Source organism: Microbulbifer mixtoriginis (SeqCode) (assembly GCF_052467705.1).
In genome coordinates, this window is the sequence record NZ_CP174322.1 from 3,084,997 (window position 1) to 3,105,033 (window position 20,037).

Annotated in this window: 14 protein-coding genes, 2 tRNA genes and 1 pseudogene; 5 read left to right on the top strand and 12 right to left on the bottom strand. The window is 43.2% G+C overall.

The window, feature by feature from the left end; translation table 11 throughout:
• Nucleotides 1–73 precede the first annotated feature (73 nt).
• The gene (locus tag ACJJIB_RS13440) at nucleotides 74–1,168 is read right to left on the bottom strand and encodes a glycosyltransferase family 4 protein (protein WP_444886432.1); all 1,095 of its coding nucleotides are present in this window, start codon (nucleotides 1,166–1,168) and stop codon (nucleotides 74–76) included.
• The gene (locus tag ACJJIB_RS13445; RefSeq protein WP_444886433.1) at nucleotides 1,168–2,286 is read right to left on the bottom strand and encodes a glycosyltransferase; all 1,119 of its coding nucleotides are present in this window, start codon (nucleotides 2,284–2,286) and stop codon (nucleotides 1,168–1,170) included. Before ACJJIB_RS13445 ends, ACJJIB_RS13440 begins: the two co-directional genes overlap by 1 nt.
• A 99-nt stretch (nucleotides 2,287–2,385) precedes the next feature.
• On the opposite strand from ACJJIB_RS13445, the gene ACJJIB_RS13450 reads away from it, so the two are divergent.
• The 5 genes from ACJJIB_RS13450 to ACJJIB_RS13470 all read left to right on the top strand — a co-directional run bounded on the left by ACJJIB_RS13450 (nucleotide 2,386) and on the right by ACJJIB_RS13470 (nucleotide 8,586).
• Nucleotides 2,386–3,630: a glycosyltransferase gene (locus ACJJIB_RS13450; protein WP_444886434.1), complete on the top strand. Its 1,245-nt coding sequence runs from the start codon at nucleotides 2,386–2,388 to the stop codon at nucleotides 3,628–3,630.
• Between the two features lie 127 nt (nucleotides 3,631–3,757).
• Entirely contained in the window at nucleotides 3,758–4,411 is a 654-nt protein-coding gene (locus tag ACJJIB_RS13455) for an ABC transporter permease (protein WP_444886435.1), read from the top strand.
• Nucleotides 4,408–5,112, top strand: a complete 705-nt coding sequence (locus ACJJIB_RS13460; protein ID WP_252081985.1) for an ABC transporter ATP-binding protein — start codon at nucleotides 4,408–4,410, stop codon at nucleotides 5,110–5,112. The genes ACJJIB_RS13455 and ACJJIB_RS13460 overlap by 4 nt, the downstream gene beginning before the upstream one ends.
• Nucleotides 5,112–6,290, top strand: a complete 1,179-nt coding sequence (locus ACJJIB_RS13465) for a capsular polysaccharide export protein, LipB/KpsS family (protein WP_444886436.1) — start codon at nucleotides 5,112–5,114, stop codon at nucleotides 6,288–6,290. The genes ACJJIB_RS13460 and ACJJIB_RS13465 overlap by 1 nt, the downstream gene beginning before the upstream one ends.
• A gap of 115 nt (nucleotides 6,291–6,405) precedes the next feature.
• Complete coding sequence (locus ACJJIB_RS13470) at nucleotides 6,406–8,586, top strand: glycosyltransferase (protein WP_444886437.1); 2,181 nt, start codon at nucleotides 6,406–6,408, stop codon at nucleotides 8,584–8,586.
• A gap of 121 nt (nucleotides 8,587–8,707) precedes the next feature.
• On the opposite strand, the pseudogene ACJJIB_RS13475 reads toward ACJJIB_RS13470, so the two are convergent.
• From ACJJIB_RS13475 to cysC, 10 genes and pseudogenes are all read right to left on the bottom strand, one after another.
• A pseudogene (locus ACJJIB_RS13475) lies at nucleotides 8,708–9,155 on the bottom strand (transposase family protein); the annotation flags it as partial.
• Nucleotides 9,156–9,433: 278 nt separating this feature from the next.
• The gene (locus ACJJIB_RS13480; RefSeq protein WP_444886438.1) at nucleotides 9,434–12,016 is read right to left on the bottom strand and encodes a CDP-glycerol glycerophosphotransferase family protein; all 2,583 of its coding nucleotides are present in this window, start codon (nucleotides 12,014–12,016) and stop codon (nucleotides 9,434–9,436) included.
• Nucleotides 12,017–12,085: 69 nt separating this feature from the next.
• Nucleotides 12,086–13,192 (bottom strand): CDP-glycerol glycerophosphotransferase family protein, encoded by a 1,107-nt coding sequence (locus tag ACJJIB_RS13485; RefSeq protein ID WP_444886439.1) that lies wholly within the window; start codon nucleotides 13,190–13,192, stop codon nucleotides 12,086–12,088.
• A 32-nt stretch (nucleotides 13,193–13,224) separates the two neighbouring features.
• Entirely contained in the window at nucleotides 13,225–13,617 is a 393-nt protein-coding gene (locus ACJJIB_RS13490) for an FAD synthase family protein (RefSeq protein ID WP_444886440.1), read from the bottom strand.
• Between the two features lie 39 nt (nucleotides 13,618–13,656).
• Nucleotides 13,657–14,526, bottom strand: coding sequence for an NAD(+) kinase (locus tag ACJJIB_RS13495; protein WP_252081993.1), 870 nt, complete (start codon nucleotides 14,524–14,526; stop codon nucleotides 13,657–13,659).
• 193 nt (nucleotides 14,527–14,719) lie between these two features.
• Nucleotides 14,720–15,688, bottom strand: coding sequence for a 1-aminocyclopropane-1-carboxylate deaminase/D-cysteine desulfhydrase (locus tag ACJJIB_RS13500; protein ID WP_444886441.1), 969 nt, complete (start codon nucleotides 15,686–15,688; stop codon nucleotides 14,720–14,722).
• A 446-nt stretch (nucleotides 15,689–16,134) separates the two neighbouring features.
• Nucleotides 16,135–16,211 (bottom strand) — tRNA-Asp (locus ACJJIB_RS13505).
• Between the two features lie 27 nt (nucleotides 16,212–16,238).
• A tRNA-Val gene (locus ACJJIB_RS13510) sits at nucleotides 16,239–16,314 on the bottom strand.
• 95 nt (nucleotides 16,315–16,409) lie between these two features.
• Entirely contained in the window at nucleotides 16,410–18,776 is a 2,367-nt protein-coding gene (locus tag ACJJIB_RS13515) for a DUF6351 family protein (protein WP_444886442.1), read from the bottom strand.
• Nucleotides 18,777–18,979: 203 nt separating this feature from the next.
• The gene (gene cysC / locus ACJJIB_RS13520) at nucleotides 18,980–19,609 is read right to left on the bottom strand and encodes an adenylyl-sulfate kinase (protein WP_444886443.1); all 630 of its coding nucleotides are present in this window, start codon (nucleotides 19,607–19,609) and stop codon (nucleotides 18,980–18,982) included.
• Between the last annotated feature and the right edge of the window lie 428 nt (nucleotides 19,610–20,037).

The following is a 20,037-nucleotide window of genomic DNA, read 5'->3' on the forward strand; positions in this document are numbered from 1 at the left end:
CTGACAGCTACCTAATCCTGTTATCGATTTAGCCGGCCAAGCCCCAACCCAGGCATATCTTTGATCAGCGCTATTACTGGGCCCGATTCAAAGTAGATTCCATCACTGAGAGAGTCTCAGCGGCTGCCTTATCCCAAGAAAACTCACTCGCCCTTTTCAGTGCACAGGATTGCAACTCAATTACTTTCAGATGATCTTCAGTCATTACTGCGAGTGCCTGTGTAATTTCTGCGGAGGAATCTGGATTGACTGTTAATGCTGCATTCCCAGCAACTTCAGCCATAGCACCTCGGTTAGCCGTCAAAACAGGGGTTCCCTGACTATAAGCCTCGACTATTGGCAAGCCAAATCCTTCATATAACGATGGAATTAGTAGTGCTCTAGCCTCCCGGTAGAGCTTTGGCAGTTGATCGTCGGCCATATAACCGAGAATCTCAACGCTTCCCTCTAGGTCCAACGCCCGCACTCTCTCTTGCAGCTCAGGCATTCCCCATCCCCTACCACCACAAATTTTCAACGGCAGCGGCTCTGCCACTATCGTACGATATGAGGCATAAGCTTCTAGTAACCTCCTAAGGTTTTTGCGGGGTTCAATCGTACCCACAAATAGAAAATACCCACCAAGAGGACCCGGGGCTTCAGAAACCTCGAGAAAAGGAGCCTCATAAATAGTCACAACCTTCTCAGCACAAGTGGAAAATGACTGCTTCAACTCACTTGCTGTAGATTCAGAAACGGCAATAACTGAGCCAGCCGACTTGACAGCGGGAGGCATCAGTAATCTCTCAAGCTGCAGACCCAAGCGCGACATAGTCTTAGGAAAGCGCTGCCACACCAAATCGTGGATTGTGAGCACCTTAGATACCGACCCCCCTAGGCAAAGCGGTAGGTGGTGACGGGGGGACCAAAACAGATCTACTTCATCCCTCCAAGCCCAAAATGGAAAAACTGTCTGAGCAAAGAAAGTACTGAGGCTCCCCCTTTGAACATTTCCTGACCGGATAGTTACATTTGGTAGGGATTGAAAATCAACCAGAAGAGGTTGATGGCTATATAAGTACCAATGATGCTCACTTCTTAACATTCGCTCCAAAAGTGCACGGGTATAACGCCCAATGCCTGTAGTGGGAATTGAAAGTGGCCGAGCATCCACTGCTATTTTGGCCATTAATCCACCACTCCCCTTTCCAAGAGAACTTCCCGATAGAGTTGGTGATAGGCTTCTGCCATTTTGTCAGCAGTAAACAACCTCTCATAACGACTACGACCAGCGCGCCCCATCTCCTCAGCTTTAACAGCGTCAGACCACAAATCATCCATCGCTTCGCGTAATGCAAGATGATCAGCCGGCCTCACAACATGGCCCGTTACTCCATCTTGATTAACAAAACTGGTTCCAGTACCGATTTCACAAGAGATAAGTGGCTTGCTGTTCATCAACCCTTCAATCAAGGTTACCCCGAAAGCCTCTGAGCGCAAATGCGAGGGGAACACGACGGCTCGGCATAATTTCATTAGCGCGACTTTCTCCTCATCACTGACAAAACCGGCAAAACATATGTTACTTGCTCCAAGCTTATCCACCAGAGATTTCAAGCGACTGGCCTCAGGTCCTTTACCAGCGATAACTACACGATAGGGCTGATTCGCGGCGGCTCTAATTAAAAATTCCAACCCTTTGTAATACCGGAGAACACCAACAAATAGCATAAAATCCCGGCCAAATTGCAGCTCAAGGCCTTTCATTGTCTTATCCGAAGATTCAGGGTACCCATCCTCGGATACCGCAAGGGGAATCACCTTCACTTTATCCTTATAAGCGGCAAGAACAGGGCTGCTTTCTAAATAATTGTATGATGTCGCTACGATACGATCTGCTCGAGCCAAAAACCAACGCATCAAAGGCCGATATATAGCACCAAGTAGTCGTTGCCTGACAATATCGGAATGATAAGTCACCACCAGCGGACGTGACTTTCCAGCCACAAAATAAGCTAGATCACCGAACGGCCAGGGGAAATGAAAATGTAACAACTTGGCTTTTGAGCGATATAGAGCCCCAAAAAAACCCGGCCCAATACAGCAAGAAGCAATTGAGAACCAACGCTTTTTTGCAACAACAGGAAGCCGACCATTCAAATTTAAATTTGCGGGAGTATCGGCAAGAGTTAGCACACCACACTTGTCTGTTTTTTGTGCAACCTCTAAGATTACCTGCTCGAGCCCCCCTTGAGATTCTGGGTAAAACGTACGGTAACAGTGGAGAATTTGAAGTTCGGGGAACAATTGAGACTCGCTTAATTGATGGGTTAGTAATCTACTGGTAACCTGTTGTTTTATAACACATTAAGGTATATTAACGCCCCCCAATAGCCCGGTGTCAACGTGAAAATTCTATTCTCTACCATGCAATTCGGGCCCGGATATAATCAAGGAACCGAAAAATACATACGCAATCTTGCGCTAGATTTAAGTAAGCGCGGTTGTGACGTAATAGTCGCGGGCGGCGACCCTGAAGGGATATTAGGTAATCGCACATTCATTGATGAAGGAGGATTTCGCCAAATCAAACTTCCAACTTTTGGATGGGGGACAACTGAAGGTGACTCAGTAGACAATTATCTTTCTTTACTTTCTGAATTGAAGCCCGATCTCGTGCATATGGTGAATCCGGCACATATTGGTATTAATTTACTCAATGCAGCTCAGAAATTAGGTATTCCATACTTTATTTCGATTACTGACTTCTGGTGGCTATGCCCCAAACATACATTGACTCTCAAATCCGGTGATTTCTGCTCAGGCTTTATCGATCAAAAAACTTGTTTTCAATGTATTGCAGAAACACACCCTAACAAGCTGCTAAAAACTGCTTCTCAGTTCACACTTGTAAGAAATACTGTCGCTAAAATTCTGCATTTAAAGAATACTTCATTTCCAACAACATTAGAAAACAAAAATCGCAAACAAATATTGGCCTCAATCCTAAATAAAGCGAAAAAGGTAATTTGCCTATCTAAAACAAGCCTGAAACTGATAAAAGAGTACTACTCACTCAGTAATTGCCACTATATTCCAGCAGGCCTTTCGGATACTTGGTTCGAAACAGTTCCTGACCGGCAAACGACCCCTCCCCCCTTCGTAGTTGGGTTTCTTGGAGCTGTTGCCCCTCACAAAGGCCTGCATACTCTTACCCATGCGCTAAATACTCTTAGCGATTCAAAAATAAAACTCAAGGTCGCAGGAAGAATTTCCGACCAACGCTATGCCGAACAGTGCCTAAACTCCTATAAAATTACCGAGTATGTCGGTGAGCTTTGCGAATCACAGAGCAAAGATTTCCTAGACTCTCTGGACTTGTTAGTAATACCTAGCAACTCACCGGAAAATCAACCTCAAGTGTTACTTGAGGCAGCCGCCAGAAAGAAGCCCGTACTTGCTTCTAATATCCCTGGTTGTGCAGAACTACTTTCTCCGGCCGCCATTTTCTCTGTTAATGATGCGAACCAATTGAAAGAACTGCTAGATATGGCTAGAAAAGACATATCGAAAATAGGTTCCCCTACTTTGGGATTGTCCTCGAAAGCAGTTTCTGAGAAAGTTTTATCCGAATACCAAACAGTGTTTTAACCCCGTGATCTTTCTACAAAAACATCATAGAGACATCGTCTTTTACAAGGCGCTCTGTAATTTACGATCTGAAGCCTCAAAAACCTACCTGAGTTTCCTCTGGTGGATAATAGAGCCAATTTTTTCGATGGCGATCTATTACTTTATATTTGCTGTTGTATTTCAAAGGGGAACAGATGATTTTGTCCCCTTCCTTCTTGTGGGATTGGTAGTTTGGCAATGGTTTGCCCAATGTGTCAGCCACTGCTCAGCCGCAATCACTCAAAATCATGCACTGATCAGCCAAGTCAACTTCCCCAAAGTAGTACTCCCATCGATTAATATCGTTATGGACACCTTCAAGTTCAGTATTGTGTTTATGCTACTGCTCATTGGGTTATGGGTAATGGGGTATCCACCCACATGGAGTTACATCTACCTTCCATTAATCCTTACGATACAGTTCCTGCTCAACTATGCCTGTGGCCTGATCGCCAGCGCGCTCATTCCATTTGTACCAGATCTCTCTAATCTGATTCCCCATTTGCTGCGACTCGGTATGTATGGCTCAGGAATCCTCTATACCATCAGCTCATTACCAGAAAACATTCAAGATATTCTTGCTTACAACCCAATGATCTGGGTAATTGAGAGCTACCGCGACATATTGATGTACAACCAAATACCTAACGTATCTAGTTTGGCAATCTACACCTGCGCAGCTATATCACTTTATGCCCTAGCTAGGTTGATAATGAGAAAGCTAAATCCCGTATTCGCAAGAGCACTGATGCAACGATGAGTGGAAGCAAGAAGCCAGCCATTAGCTTAAACAATGTACGGGTGACCTATCGCTCAGGAATTCCATTTACCCGTACAACCAATGTTTACAGCCCATTGAAAGATATTAGCTTCGAACTATATGAGGGCGACTCACTTGGGGTTCTCGGCCGTAATGGCGCAGGGAAAAGCACCTTACTTCGCCTGTTAAACGGCATTATAAAACCAGATGGTGGTAAAGTGATCAACCATGGTCACAGAACTGCGCTGCTCTCACTGACTGTTGGCTACGACCAAAACCTTTCCGGCCGCCAAAACGCAGTTATCAGCGGCATGATGATGGGCCTGAAAAAGCATTTCATCGTCAGTAAACTAGATGAAATTAATGAATTCGCCGAGCTTAAAGAGTTTTTTGACCAACCTGTTAAAAACTACTCTACAGGTATGAAACAACGACTTGGAATGGCTGTCGCTATTCATTTGAAATCTGATATCTTACTGATTGATGAGATTTTAGCAGTCGGTGATTCTAGGTTTAGAAGAAAGTCAGAGGCAGTAATGAGGGAAAAAATTACCTCAGGAGACACTGTGGTTTTGGTTTCTCATTCTGCAGAAACTGTTAAGCGGCTTTGTAACAAAGCCATATGGATTGAAGGTGGTGTTGTCGCCCAATACGGTGATAGCAAAGATGTAGTAGCATGCTATGAAGAGTCACAAAAGTAATGCGTGTTCTTATATACGAGCCAATGCCAGATATTCAACGTGCAGATGTAATCTTAGCAATTGCGCGTAAAGAAACCGAACTTGGAAATAATATTTTGCTATTGGTTGAAGAGGAAGTACAACTTTTTAGTAGAAACCACATCAATCAACCACACAGTGTAAACTGCACAAACATAGTAAAAGCAAAGATTGCAACAAGCGGATTAAACTTTATCTCCCTACCTAGAAGCAAAACTCTAGCGAAGCAATTCGAAGCGAACCCAAATAAAACCCTAAGAGAAATAAAAAGCTATCGAGCGAACTGCTTCCATAAAGTAATAGAAAGCTATAAACCGGAAAAGATAATAATTTGGAATGGGCTACCCCATTACCAACAGGACTTTATAAATCTTGCTCGCGATATAAACCCAAATCAGAAATTTTCCTTCTTAGAAGCCGGCTGGTTTCCACAGTCGGGCACTTACTATGAAGACCCCCTTGGAGTAAATGCGCAAAGCTCAATCTCTATTACAAAACCAAAAACTATCAGTTCGGAAGAGCGGCAAAACGTAAGACAGTGGAAAGTGTCATATAGGGAAAAATTTGGGGATAATGATATCTCTGATAATGGATATCTGTTTATTCCCCTCCAGTTAGAAACAGACACAAACATTACAAAGTTTTCTCCATTTTCCACTATGAAAAACTTTCTTGAGTGGGCCGAATCACATGTAGCCCCCAATATAGATATTATTGCACGCCAGCACCCTCTTGACCGCACCCCACCATTTAACCTCCTCCCCCCAAATAGCCGAATAAAGCTCGATAACGAAACCCCACTACATCAATTGATATCAAAATCTAGTTGTGTTTTGGGGATAAACAGTACTGTTTTACTTGAATCATTGATATACGACAAACCTGTTTACGCAGTAGGGGATGGGGTTTTTTCTGGAGCTAACGCCATCATTAAAACAGAGCTGGATAAAACTATACTTACCCATCATACTTTCTCAATTGAAGGCCAGGAAGAGCTCCTTCACTTGCTTTTACAAAAGCAAAAAAATCTTACAGTATCAAGAAGCTCATTTTTTAACAAGCTAATATCGGCCATCAAAGATCAGAGATACTCATGTTACCCTCTATCCGGTATTATTTTTTCTGCTTTTAAGATATGGATAAAAAACAAGTTAAATTAAAAATAACACAAACCTGATTTTTCTGAAACAAAACATTATAATTTTTTAAATAAAATCGAAACCCAACAGAAACAATTCAATGGTAATGTCCCAGTAATCAACACTCGGAGCTACCATGAATCAAACGATTTTCCTCGATGTAATAATTCCGTTCAGATATAGCCCACTGCGAGACAATTGTCTAATTAATTTGGAAACAGTTCTAAGTGAATTCACCTACCAAGATGCTCGTTTTATCCTTGTCGATTCTGGTAGTGATGCGGAAGCCTCAAGTAAAGCAAAAGATATTTGCATTAAGTATGGCGCCTTATACTCTTACATAAATACCGCAAATGAAACCTTTTCAATCGGAAAAGCACGCAATCACGGTGCAAAGATATCAACAGCAAAATATATCCTTTTCCAGGATATAGATCTACTCCCGTATGCAAATTTTTATAAAGACCTCGAAATACTTATTAATGAGAGATTCAGCGATGGGATAGATGAAGTTATCAATATCCCATGTATATATTTATCCGACAGCGCATCTAAAGAGTATATAAGCAACACGCCTGAAAACAGAAAAATCTATCTCCAAGACAGCATGAAAACTGGAGATGAAAGAATAGAGTTTTACGCTGCCAGTTCATCAGTTGCTGTTTTTAATCGGTACTATTACTGTGCCCTCGGGGGACATGATCCAAGATTCCAAGGGCATGGCTGTGAAGATTTCGAACTATTCTACCGAGCGTATAGTAATAACCCAAGATTTCCAAGACCATCAAATATATACAGTAACGACGGACACTGGAATACGCAAAGCTACTCTGGATTCAGATCCTGGTATAGAAAGTATGGAGATGAAACTGCATTAGATGGCATATTTATTGCTCATCTATGGCATGAGCGGGAAAAAGAGTCTAGTGACTATATAAGGAAGTCAAAGGAAAACAAGAACCTGTTAAAGCAGTGTATGTTAGAACATGACAATCAATGTAGTTGCTGGCTGCCACCGATACCCTACAATGAAAAAAGAACCCTATTTCTTGGAGTTGAAGGCAGTGAGTTTACTGAGAGTATAAGAGAAGTCATACCCTCTCTTGGGCATGTTGATTACCAACGTGAATCATTTTTTGAAACAGAAACAGAGCTTAAAGAGCACATATCAAAGAAAAAAATAGATCAAGTATTTTTTCACAATCCATACGCAAACAAACAAAGATTAAACATCTATAGATATTGTAGGAATGAAGAAATACCATACATTGTATACGAGAGAGGAGCACTCCCTGGAGCCGTTTTCTTTGATATGAATGGATTCAATGCTGACAGCACTTCATATCACGAAAAAAACTGGGACAGAGAACTATCTGATGTCGAAATTTTATCAGTTACTGAGTATTGTAAAAACGAAATACAACAGGGAGGCTACCTTGAAAAGCAGCCAAAAAAAATGGGGCCGGAGTATATTAAAAATAAGTACCGAATAAATGGGAAAAAGATATGCCTTGTACCCCTTCAAAGACCGGGTGATACTGTTTGCGAATTTTTCAAGGGGCCGCTAAGAAGATATTCTGACTTCTATACATGGGTGGACACTGTATCCAAGTCACTTAAGGAGTGGGTATTTCTTATTAAAACACACCCGCTTGAAAAAAACCCTACATACCCATTTGAAGTCAATCACAATGTTATTAACTGCGACCTAGAAAATATATATGATTTAATCGATGCTGCTGACTCAGTATTCCTTCTAAACTCAGGAGTTGGATTGTTATCTATTCTAAGATTTAAGAACGTTGTTTCTGTTGGTGATGCGTTCTATTATCATAAAGGAATATGCAGTAAGGCTGAAACCCCAGAAGAAGCTGCGGCACTTATTTCGAGGGAGTGGGAACCAGATAGAAATCGTGTTTATAAGTTCCTCAATTATCTTATCAATGAATTTTATTCATTTGGCCAGTTTTCAACAAAATCAGTGAACAGAAATGGGGATGAAATTACTATCACCACCAAGGTTAAATTCGAAAAAATTCGCATACCCGAGCAAGGGATTCAAGGAAAGTTTAATTCTAGGGCGCTCCCTCTATTTTCCAAAAAATCCTACCTGCTTGGAGTAAAATTCTCACAAGTTAACATCCCCCATAATACAAATAAAACAACACTCCACGCACCGTCACACTTTATGCTTCAAGTCAAGAGGGCAATGAAGCTTCTAATTTGGAAGAGCATAGGCTCAAATAATGGTGTGGAACTTATTTCTGGAATTTATCGCCTGCTAGGTATAAAAAAAATAGCTTCTAAGGATATTTAATTATTACCCGAACCAACCCAGTATGCCACTCTTTTAAAAAGGGTTACCGATTTAGATGCAGTGGTTCAGACTTGATCTGACAGTTACCGGTTTTTTCCGAAGGTGCTCTGTCAGGTCAAATTCAGTTTACGAATTTCTCCTTCCTGATACTTTTACCCTCCTTAAGGGTTATCATCGGTGTGCGGCCACAACATTTTTTACCCCGATGAGTGCGATCACCACTGTAATATGCGAGCCATTCGTTCAGATTCATTTGTGGTTCTTCTATTGACCCATAGATCTCTCGGCGTAATGAGAACTGGTAGAACTCTAGCAAAATGACTTTATTAAAGCCTTCACAGATACCGTCCGTTTGTAGGCGTCTGGCTTTTGCCTTGGTATGTCCTAACTCGTTGACGCCCAAGTATCACTGATAATCATACTGCTCCAGCTTGCCACAATATTCAGTACCACGGTCAGTTAGAATACGCAGCACCGGTAGATCATGCATGGCGTAAAAGGGTAATACGTAGTCATTAAGAAAGTCTGCTGCGGTGGCTGGTATTTTTGATAGTATACTGCTTGCAGTGGGTAAAAAGATCTGGAAGGAGAAATTCGTAAACTGAATTTGACCTGACAGAGCACCTTCGGAAAAAACCGGTAACTGTCAGATTAAGCCTGAACTATTATAGATTATTCTAGGGGGGGATCCCCCCCCTTCGGAGATTGAAAACGGAGTAAATTACCCTATTAACCTACAGTAACAAACAAACCCATTTTTTACACATGTACTCAATACAATAAGACCCTATCTACTTCTGCTAGTTTATATTTAACTCTTTTAGAGCATAAAGATTGGGCTGTAGACTTAACAGCAAAGATCATTAATTTTTGTAGGAACTTGAACATTACCCCTTAAAGAACTACCAAGATTAAAAGCACTCAAGCCACAAACATTCTCATAAAACTCATTAAGCGCTTCTTCAGAATACTCCTCAATAGAAAAGCCCTGAGGGCTATTAGGTTCTTGCCTGATCGTTTTTAGCATCCCTTCTGCTAAAGAGGAGGCCGTCAGGTCAGTTAAGCTCCCAATTCCATTTTTTAGAACACAGCGTATACCTGTTATATCGGTACCAACACATGGCACGCCAAGAGTCAATGCTTCAAGCAGTACCATTCCTTGCCCTTCATAATCGGATGGCAAAACTAAACAATCGCTAATGGCAAGCAAGGGGTACGGGTTAGGCAATCTACCAGTAAATACAACGTGATCATCAATGCCAAGATGTATAGCCTCAGAAATCAACTGGCTCTTTAGCGAGCCTTCACCCACAACAAATAAAACCGAGTTTGGCTCATCTGACAGGACATGCTTAAAAGCCCTTAGCAATCGACTATGATTCTTTTCTGGTGACAGACGTCCAACACAGATAAATTTTTTAAGGGTATTATCTTGCGCTAGCAGTGCTGCCGTTTGTGATATTACAGCTAACGGTGCTATTGCTTTGCTTCTAATTTTATTAAAATCTATAGCATTTCTTGCATAAGTAATGCTTGCGTTATCAGGGTAAAAATTAGCTAAAGTTTTTTCATTGACATACTGAAGGCTCTCAGAGACCGCAACAAATGTATCGAAGTATTTATAAGTCTTAAATAAATTTTTTAACTGAGAGTGAGACTTATTTGGACTTTTAAACTCAGCGTAAAGATCGCTATGCTGATATATAACAGTTCTTTTGGCTTGGGAACTAGCAATTATTAACCCCCAAAAATGAGAGTACCCTCCAAACTCTACAGCAATGTCAAATTTGGTTTCACTAAAAATTCGTCGAAATTCTCTCTCAAAACTCCGCCTTAATAGATTCTCATCAGACTCTTTAAGGGGGCCATCAAAATGCTCAAACCTGTATAGTACTTTAGCTTCTTCTCTAGTTACCTTCATCCCAGGTGTCCTAAGAATAATCTGACACCTTTGATCAATAAAATCAAACATCTGCCTTTTTACTTTATCGTTTTGGGCAGTAGCAGAATCTACTAGCACAACGACTTCAAAGCGATCATAGTCCAGGCCTGACAGCAGATTAATCAATGAAGTTGTTATCCCATTTGCATGGAGCCCACCAGTATAAAATAACAAACGTGTTTTTCTATCTGGAGCTGTAACACCTCTAACTTCTTTACTTTCACTCCTTAAACTTGAAACTAAGTCCAATACACGCGATGAAGCATAACCATCCTCTATTGGTATTAACTTGCTAACCATTTCTTCATACGAATCAAACTCTGACGGTTTACGACCCTCAATCACGAGCTTTGGTAGGTCTGATGTGCAGCCAGTCAAATTTACAGGTAGCGCCTCAAGTGACAAATAAAGGCCTCGCTCTTCTTCATACTTCCCACGATCAGGTGTATAGAGTATGACAGGCCTATCAAGAACAAAATAATCAACAAAAATACTTGAATAATCGGAAATTAAGCAGTCAATACCTGCCAGCATATAATTCATATCGAGATTATCTGGCACGAGCTTTACACCCACGGGGAGTGATTTCAACTTACTCTTGAGGAAATTATGAATTGATACAATTATTTTATAACCACTTGGAAGGCCTCTTTCTAAAGCAGCTACCACTCGTTCAATCTCATTTACAGAATCGGAGATCCCTCCAATTTTCCCCCTCCAAGTCGGAGCATATAGAATAACCGTATCCTCCCCCGAAAAGCCAAGCTCTTTCTTTACGGTAACAGAGTCGGCAGACAAAGTTAAATCAATCCTTGGTGAGCCCAATACCTCAGCTCGAGGAAGTATCAACCTTTCTGCACCAGAGGGAGAAAGTGTTTTTTCTACAGCATACGGCGATGCCAGGGGTATTGAACTTGCTTGAAGGAAATTTCTCTGGACATTAGACGCCGATTTTAAATTTGGGTCAGCCTTTAGTCCCATATGCTTTATAGGCGTACCATGCCATAGATTAATATAAATTTGATCAGGCTTGCGGATAAAATAATCTGGAAGGGTACCATTGCTAAACAGAATACCTGCTTCAAGTAATACCTTGGCATATTCTCTGCTTTCTTTCTTTACAATTCTTACCCTGCGAGATTCTTTAATCTCCGCAGGCACAACAGCCCCATCGATTACTGACCATACGAACTCAAACGCTCGATACTCTTCTCGATTAAGCATTTCCTTAAATACAGCGTATGGATTACAAGAAACCTTATGTCCCCAAGAGCTTTCAAATACAACTAATTTTGGATCAACATTTGTTTCATGATAGATATCTGTATAGTATTGCGAGATACTATGCATGTTTTTCATAAAATCCCAGTATATAGCATGAGCCTTTTCTGAGAATAATTTATATATTTTAAACTTTCTTAAGCGACTATCAATCGGCTTGTAATTCTGCAAACCTAAAGCGATCAGTGGTAGTAACTTATGCCTCATACAAAAATTTTAAAACCTCTTTAAACTCACAATTCATTTTACTTTTTCAACACTCAAATGCCTTTGAAGTTAGCACTTTACACTTTTTGATAACATCACATCCTTACCAAGAAGCTGCGAGACGCACTTCAGCACTCTTTTTACAGATTTTCCATCGCAAGCATCTAGATATTTAAGAGAAAAATCTTCATAGCGCCTTTCATTCACTTTTGCCGCCCTTAGACATTGAATAAGAAACTCGTCAGAGGCTTTTTCAAGAATAGTAAATGGTATTTCAACCCTGTAATCTAGGGCAAGGCCAGATGACATCTGATAATCATCAATATCTTCCGCCAAGGATACAATCGGCTTTTTTAAAAGAACACTATCAAAAATTATTGATGAGTAATCTGACACAATCACATTTGCTACCATTAGCAGGTCATCAATATGCTCCTCTGGCAAATGTACAATTTTATTATTTACTTCAGGAATGTTATGCTGCCCCATGCTTTTAAGGACAAGCGGATGAAGCTTAACAATTACGACTTCATTACTTTTTAATCGATCTGCCAGCTGATGGAAGTCAATCGAAGTGGAATAGTAAGCGATTCCGTTTAAGCTCTTCCTGAACGTAGGCGCAAAAAGATATAATTTTTTATCGCGGAGCTGAGGGTACTTTTTAAAAATAAAACCAGACCTCTGCTCCACTACTGAACTTAAATAGTACTTATCAGTTTTTGGGTGCCCGATTGCCAAAACATTATCGGCAACTGCCCCAAATGAAGAGCTATATAGTTGGCAAAGATATTGAGAGGGAGCTGCTACCAAATAGTCCTCTCTTATTTTCGCATATGAATAGTTCCTAATTTTTTTAATTGCACCACTTGCATGCCATAATTCTATTCTTCTCCCCCCCCAGTTAACCTCTCTTTTTACTGCTCCACATGAAGAAACTATAACTTTCGCACGAGCAATTCTGAATTCTTCTCGAAAATTTAATTTCCTATTGTAAAGAAAGTACTTTGATTTGAAAACTGGATAAAATGATTTATATAGATCATTTAGGCCCGGCACATCTATAAAGACTACTTCATCAGTTCGCGCAATCCTCCCCACAACTTTTAAGAGCCAAGACTTAAGAGTAACTTTTCGCCGGACCCATACTCGCAATTTACTATCTTTAAAAGCTCTCACTCTAAACTTCTCTTATAAACGGCACTCTTTGCCTATGCTCGCTCCTTAACTAAATCTATCACCTGAGTTGTTGATATTCCTTCTGTCCGGGGAAAATAGCGAACTTTGCATAAGCTTGAATAGTGATCAAACCTACCTTCCCAATCATTTCCCATAACTAGTATATCGGCATTAAATTGCCTAATATAATCGCCTTTAAGCTCAAGCGACTCCTCTAAGAAAACTTCATCTACACAATGAAGTGACTCAACAATTTTCATCCTGTCATCCTGGCTATATATTGGTGGGCGCCCCTTCTTGCTGATATTCAAAGCATCAGAGGAGACGCCTACGATTAAGTAAGCCCCTAATTCCTTCGCTCTTTCAAGGATATTTACATGGCCGATGTGAAATACATCAAAAGTCCCAAATGTAATAACTCTCACTGATACCTCTCATTTGTTTATAACTTGTAATTTTTTAATTTACTCGGCCCAACCAAGTTTCGACCTGCAAGTTTCGTAAAAATTATGCTCCAAGGGGTGCACCAGCGTTAATCGGTGCGGTTTTTTATGAATACGGATCACATCCCCTGGCTCAGTAATTATCTGATCATGTCCATCACAAGTTACATAAGGCTTAGTGATATTCTGCCCTCCCACAATGATTTTAAATTCACTGCTGCCCTCTACAACGATCGGGCGGCTACTCAGGGTATGTGGGTTTAGCGGGACCAAGACAATTGCATCGAGTTTTGGATGCATGATCGGGCCTCCACCCGACAGTGCATACGCTGTCGAACCTGTCGGCGTAGAAATGATGAGCCCATCAGAGCGCTGCGTATAGACAAATTGACCATCAATGTAAAGGTCAAATTCAATCATACGGATAAATTCACCTGGGTGTAGGACGACATCATTTAATGCAGTGCCCCTGTCAACCGGCTTACCGCCTCTCGCCACAGACATATCCAGCAAGAAGCGGCTTTCGGCCATATATTTGCCAGCCAAAACCTCCCCGACTTTTCGTTCAACCTCATCCGGGGTGATATCAGTGAGAAAGCCTAAACGGCCGCGGTTAATACCGAGTAAGGGCACACTGAATTTTGCCAAAGCACGAGCAGCTGCGAGTAGGCTGCCATCGCCACCTACTACAATGACCAAGTCGCAAAGTTCGCCTAACTTCTCTTTTGAAGAGACACGTGCCTTGTTGGCAGATACTGCTGTTGCAGTATCCTTCTCCAACACGACGGCGTAGCCCTCCTGCTCAAGAAAAGCCATAAGGCGTTTGAGTGAAAGCACAGCACTATCACTTCCTGTGCGGCCGATCAGACCGATATTTTGAAATTCCGACACCGCTCCCTCTCAGGTGCCCGAGCCTGGGCCTTGCGATTGATACTTTACCTTTCAGACATCGAAGCTGGTACTACACGACGGCGGGAAAAGCTTCTCAAAAAGTGACAGGAGATTATGCCTTAGCTTGCGTTTAGAGTCGAACAAACACACCCGGGGTAGGGGAAATTACCATACGAAGAAGGGAATTTTTAGTCTAGCGGCCTAGTTGAAATCCACGTCGACCCTGTAGTCCGCCGGAGTGGAGCGCCAAGATCCTGGTGCCACAGCTGAAATGACCCTCGTTAGCTTTCTGCGAAATCGCATACAGCAGCTTGGCAGTATAAATAGGGTCTAGAGGGATCCCAGCTTGCATCTCAAATGCCCGGTGAAACTCCTGTAGTCGAATGGGGTACTTACCATATCCTCCACAATGGAACTCATCAGTCAGATCAACCTCACCTGCGTTTTTCTTTTTGAGGCCTGATGTATTGTATTGTGATAACGCCGCGAACCAATGCCAGGCAGCTCGACGAACAGAGCCTCCCGCTTTTAGCACCTCAACACCATGTACAGGAAAGCTACTTATGGAAGAGTTTAAGCCGCCCAGTGTTAGTCCAGTTCCACAGGCCACCCAAAGCTGGTCAAAGTTGATGGGGACAGTTCCCTCAATAACTTCCCCCAGTAAATGGACTCCTCTTACCCCGGCAAGATTTGCCCCACCTTCCGGGAAATAGGCCCCAATAGCAGAGCCAACACCAACGCGATTGAGAAAGTCTGACTGGCTGCGCTGCCTGTATAATTCACGGGACACGAATATAAATTTCATACCGAGGCGCTCGGCATCTTGAAGCATGGCACTAAGCACCGGTGGGCGCTCACCTCGAACAATACCAATTGTGCGAAAGCCAAACCGCGCTCCAGCAGCAGCAGTGGCATGCAAGTGATTTGACCATGCTCCACCACAAGTGATTAGCGTCTCGACACCCAGCTCCCTCGCTTTAATCAAGTTAAAAATGAGCTTATACGCTTTATTACCTGAAATAAGTGGGTCCAGCAGGTCATCACGACGAATCCAAACCTCAACTCCCGGAAAAAGATTACTTCGGACCTTTTGGTAAGGAATCGCGCGCGCAGCCTCAGTGAAAGCATCCAGATCAAGAGTTGTCAGGTAGGAAACTGTCACGTATCTCCAACCCCTTTAAAAAGAGGCAGTTTGACAGGGTTTACTCCATAAAAGCAGCCCTTTACCGATAAAGACACAATCCCCCCCCCACAAAAAAAGTTCACGAGCAAAGTGTGCATCCCAACCCATCCAGAGCCAGCAATACGATAGAGTCTAACGCCCTCCGTATTAGGTTAGTGCTCGGCACTTAGCCAGAGATCATATGGACGAGATGAAGAGCCCCCCCTAGCGCAGAATGCTGAGGGTAACATACCTGCTGCAAACTCCTTCCTTCCCGCCAACTACCGCAAGCTTGAGCACAAGGAAAAAGAGTTGTGCCACTCACCTCAAATAACCTTAAGGGGCCAAGCAAGGCGCAGCTCCAAAGATTCTCAGAACTAATTGCCACTTCGCCACACACACAAATAAAAAAGGCCCGTACATATGTACGGGCCTTTTATCGTATCTGGCGGACCGGACGGGACTCGAACCCGCGACCTCCGGCGTGACAGGCCGGCATTCTAACCAACTGAACTACCGGTCCTCGGTAGTAAACTTCCATTTAGGAAGTTGGTGGGTGGTACAGGGGTCGAACCTGTGACCTACGGCTTGTAAGGCCGTCGCTCTCCCAACTGAGCTAACCACCCGCTGCTCATCTTCTTTCAGGGCCTTGCCCCCTGAGCGAGGCGCATATTACTGGAATAAAATTTCCTGTCAATAATTTTCGCGCCAAGTCCCACTATTATTCATCGGGCATGCTTTCCGGTGGTACAGACACCGGTTGCATCTCCTCCTCCCCAACACTTGCCTCCTGCAATAGCTTGCCCTGTCGATAGTCTGGGTCAATTAAATGACCCGCGATTCGCACTGGGACCTCTTTAGGAATCAACTGCTCTCTTGGGCGGGCCAAATCCTGTTCATTGTAGTTGCATACCCCTGTTGGAAAGATACGGCGTAAGTCATCGAGACGACCTGATATCTCTTCCGTATGAGAGCCATAGACGCCTTTTGCAAGAGCCCTCTCCACCGGCTGAAGCGCGCACTTAAAGATGTCATCAGTCACTGGTGCTCCGGCTACCTGCCTTGAGGTGCTGTGGGCAGGGTATTCCCGCATACATTTCCCTTTCGACTGGCGGTTCCAGTCTCCATTCCAAACATCAGATCCTGATGCTAGTACATTACCTTCGCTATCAAAGCATTGGTCACTGGCATCCTCAGGTCGATTACCAACTACACCTTTAGCAGGGTCATTAATGATGTTTTGCATCCACCGGTCGACCAGATCAAGTGCATCATCCAATGGGTTGTAGTCTTTGTGACTCATCCAGATCAGTTGATTGTCAGCGTGGCCACGGGCCCTCCGGATACGCTCTCGAGTCGAAAAAGAAGCCGAGCTGTGATGCATATCTGGTTCTTCGTCCAGATAGTGGCGCATATCAATTATCGGAATTTCTACATCCCCAAGGAAAACATGACCAGACCTATAAATCCCCTTGATTGCCTCCATATCCGCGCGGCTACGCTTAGCTGGGCTCGCCAGAGTCCCCATGTTTAAATTTTGCTCACTCCATACTGAAAGGCGCACAGGAAAAAGCCCACCATTGAGAAACCAGAGCTTTTCTTGCGACTGATTCTGCGGGGCTTTCCACCCACCTATTGCAGCATTGATTTTTAAGAAATTATCGATGCTTATCTCTCCATCAACCAACGCTTTCAACCCATACTGAACCCCTTCATTATCCCAGGTTGTATTCGCATAGCCATTTTCAGCAGCACCATAGAACTGGCGAAGATTTTCCCAATGTGTCCAATGCACTCTATCCGGCAAATCACCGGAAAAACTTTTAAAAAAGTGTACAAAGTTTGGGTTATTTACCAGTGGCACCAAACCACGCCAACCTTCTACACATTCAGTTGCACCGCTAGGTCGTCCCCTATAACGGCCATCAAACAAACCAGCGGCTAAAGTAATCAGCTTAAAGCGGCTATCCGCTTCAGGGTTCGCAGCCAACCCCTGTATCCGTTGACGTTCCTCAACATCCTGCCAGCGGGGGTTGTTAGCATCCAGGACATCGAAGAAATACTCTAAAGGCTCACAGTCAAAGGCATAGATAGTCTGGGTTACCATATCTGGATAGGAGTAAAGTGGTATCGCCGCATCCAGTAGCCCCGGTGCATTTTGCGCCAAGATGTACTGCTGAATAGCACCTCCCGAGCCACCGATACCAACCGTATACATGGGCTCACCATAGAGTGCTTGGAACTGTTTTTTTAGGCGCCGTGCCGTATCCTCTGCCAACCATAAGTTATAGTGATTTCTGGTTTGATTCGCCGTCGAGTAAACGATGGCATATCCTCGAGCCAACTGGTCCATTCGCCGAGTTGTCACATCTCCTTTGCTCAAATTACCTTGGCGCCAACCTATACCTACTCCCCCACGAAACTGATAGATCAAACGCCGGTTCCAATTGCTGGCATTTGGTTTTTCGGCAGTTTCGCCGTCTCCTCGCAGAGCTGCAATAGCATAATGATGCCGGTTAATCGTGCCTGTTTCGACACGGACAATAAAATCTACTTGGCGGCCATTTACTGTTACCTTATCAATATCGTTACGTGCTTCATGTAGGTAATAAAAGCTTCCATCCGTTGTGCTCCTATAGAAGTACGTTACCTCCGTTGCATGGCTACAGTCTCGGCTATAACCAATCACCTCTTTGGTTTTCTTCCCGTCTGAACCTAAAGCAAAAACTGGGACTCCCTCCTTAGCTTGGTTATCAACCAATGGCTGCTTATCGGTGATCGCATTACGACCACAAAAGAAGGGGTACTTTGAGGGGCCAGTAAATAACGTTTCTACTGGTCCAACCTCACCAATTGAGATAGGGAATGGGAAATACTCAGGCGGGCGTGACATCATTCTAGGGTGAGGCCCCGCATAAGCCGGTGTAGAAGCATAATCAAGAGCTCCAGCCGGCACCCCTATTACTGGAGCATCTGCTTTACCATGTACTTTTGGCAATTTCGCATACGCGATCCAAGCGACTACCCCCAGCACTCCGAGCAGCGCCAAGAAAAATACAGAGAGAAACCAAGCTCCCCTTGTCGACATAAACGCCTCCACAGCTGTCAACTTCACCAAGTGATACAGCTTGAGTATATGAAGGGATAAAGAGGTCAACCGACAGTTGGCGCCGGGGAGGACTTATAGGAAGGATGTATCAGAAATATCGAACCAAGTAGCCCAACAAATCAGGCAAAGACAAAAAGGAAGCCCGTCAGGCTTCCCTTCTAATATGCCTCAAAAAATTCAGCTTAATCCTTGGCAATAAGACCTTTCTCTTGCAGGGTAGAAATAATCACTTCCACCTCTTGTTCCAAGGTCATTTCTGCCGTATTGAGACGCAACTCAGGGGAAATAGGCGCTTCATATGGGTCATCAATTCCAGTAAAACCCTTAATTTCACCCGCACGAGCCTTTTTATAAAGGCCTTTAGGGTCACGAGATTCTGCCTCCTCCAGTGGACAGTCTACAAACACCTCCAAATAAGGCAGATTGCCATCCTCATGCATCTTTCTAACCATATCGCGATCTTCTCGATATGGACTAATAAAGCTACTGAGAACCACAATCCCAGTGTCCGCAAACAGTTTAGAAATCTCACCTACACGACGGATATTTTCTTGGCGATCTTCAGCAGAAAAGCCTAGATTGGAGTTGATACCCAGACGTATATTGTCACCATCCAGGCGATAGCTCAGGACACCACGCGCAGCCAAAGCCTTCTCAACTGCTACTGCTACCGTGCTCTTGCCGGAACCCGACAGGCCGGTGAACCAAAGGGTCACGCCTTTGTGACCAAGAATACTGGCCCTGTTGTCACGAGTTACATCGCCATCATGCCAATGTACATTGGTCGCCTTGCGTTCAACTGTTGTCGTCACCGATCACTCCAAGATTTTGATTCAATTCCTATTCCCTCTTCAGTGAGAGGTTCGCAGGAAACCACCCCCCAGAGGCTAGACGGCCAATTATCAGGCATTTGAAGCATTAGCGTAAAGACTTTGCTTATAGCATATTCAACCACATATAGTGGTGGATGTGCATAAGTACCTCTGGCCACTTAATTCTAAATTTCGACCTCAAGAAAGAACAGTGGCATCAAAAAGAGAAAATTTGAGGTATTAAGCCCTTAGGAAAAGCGCCTTTTCCCTGGCCGAGAAGTAGAGACTATTTTTCCATTGACTGTTGTGGGCCAGCAAATAGATTTAACCTAAATTTGATAATGATTATAATTCTATTGAGAGCATCATAAATTCAATGCCTCAATACTGTGCACTTTCAAATAAGTTTCATTAAACAACAATCAGTA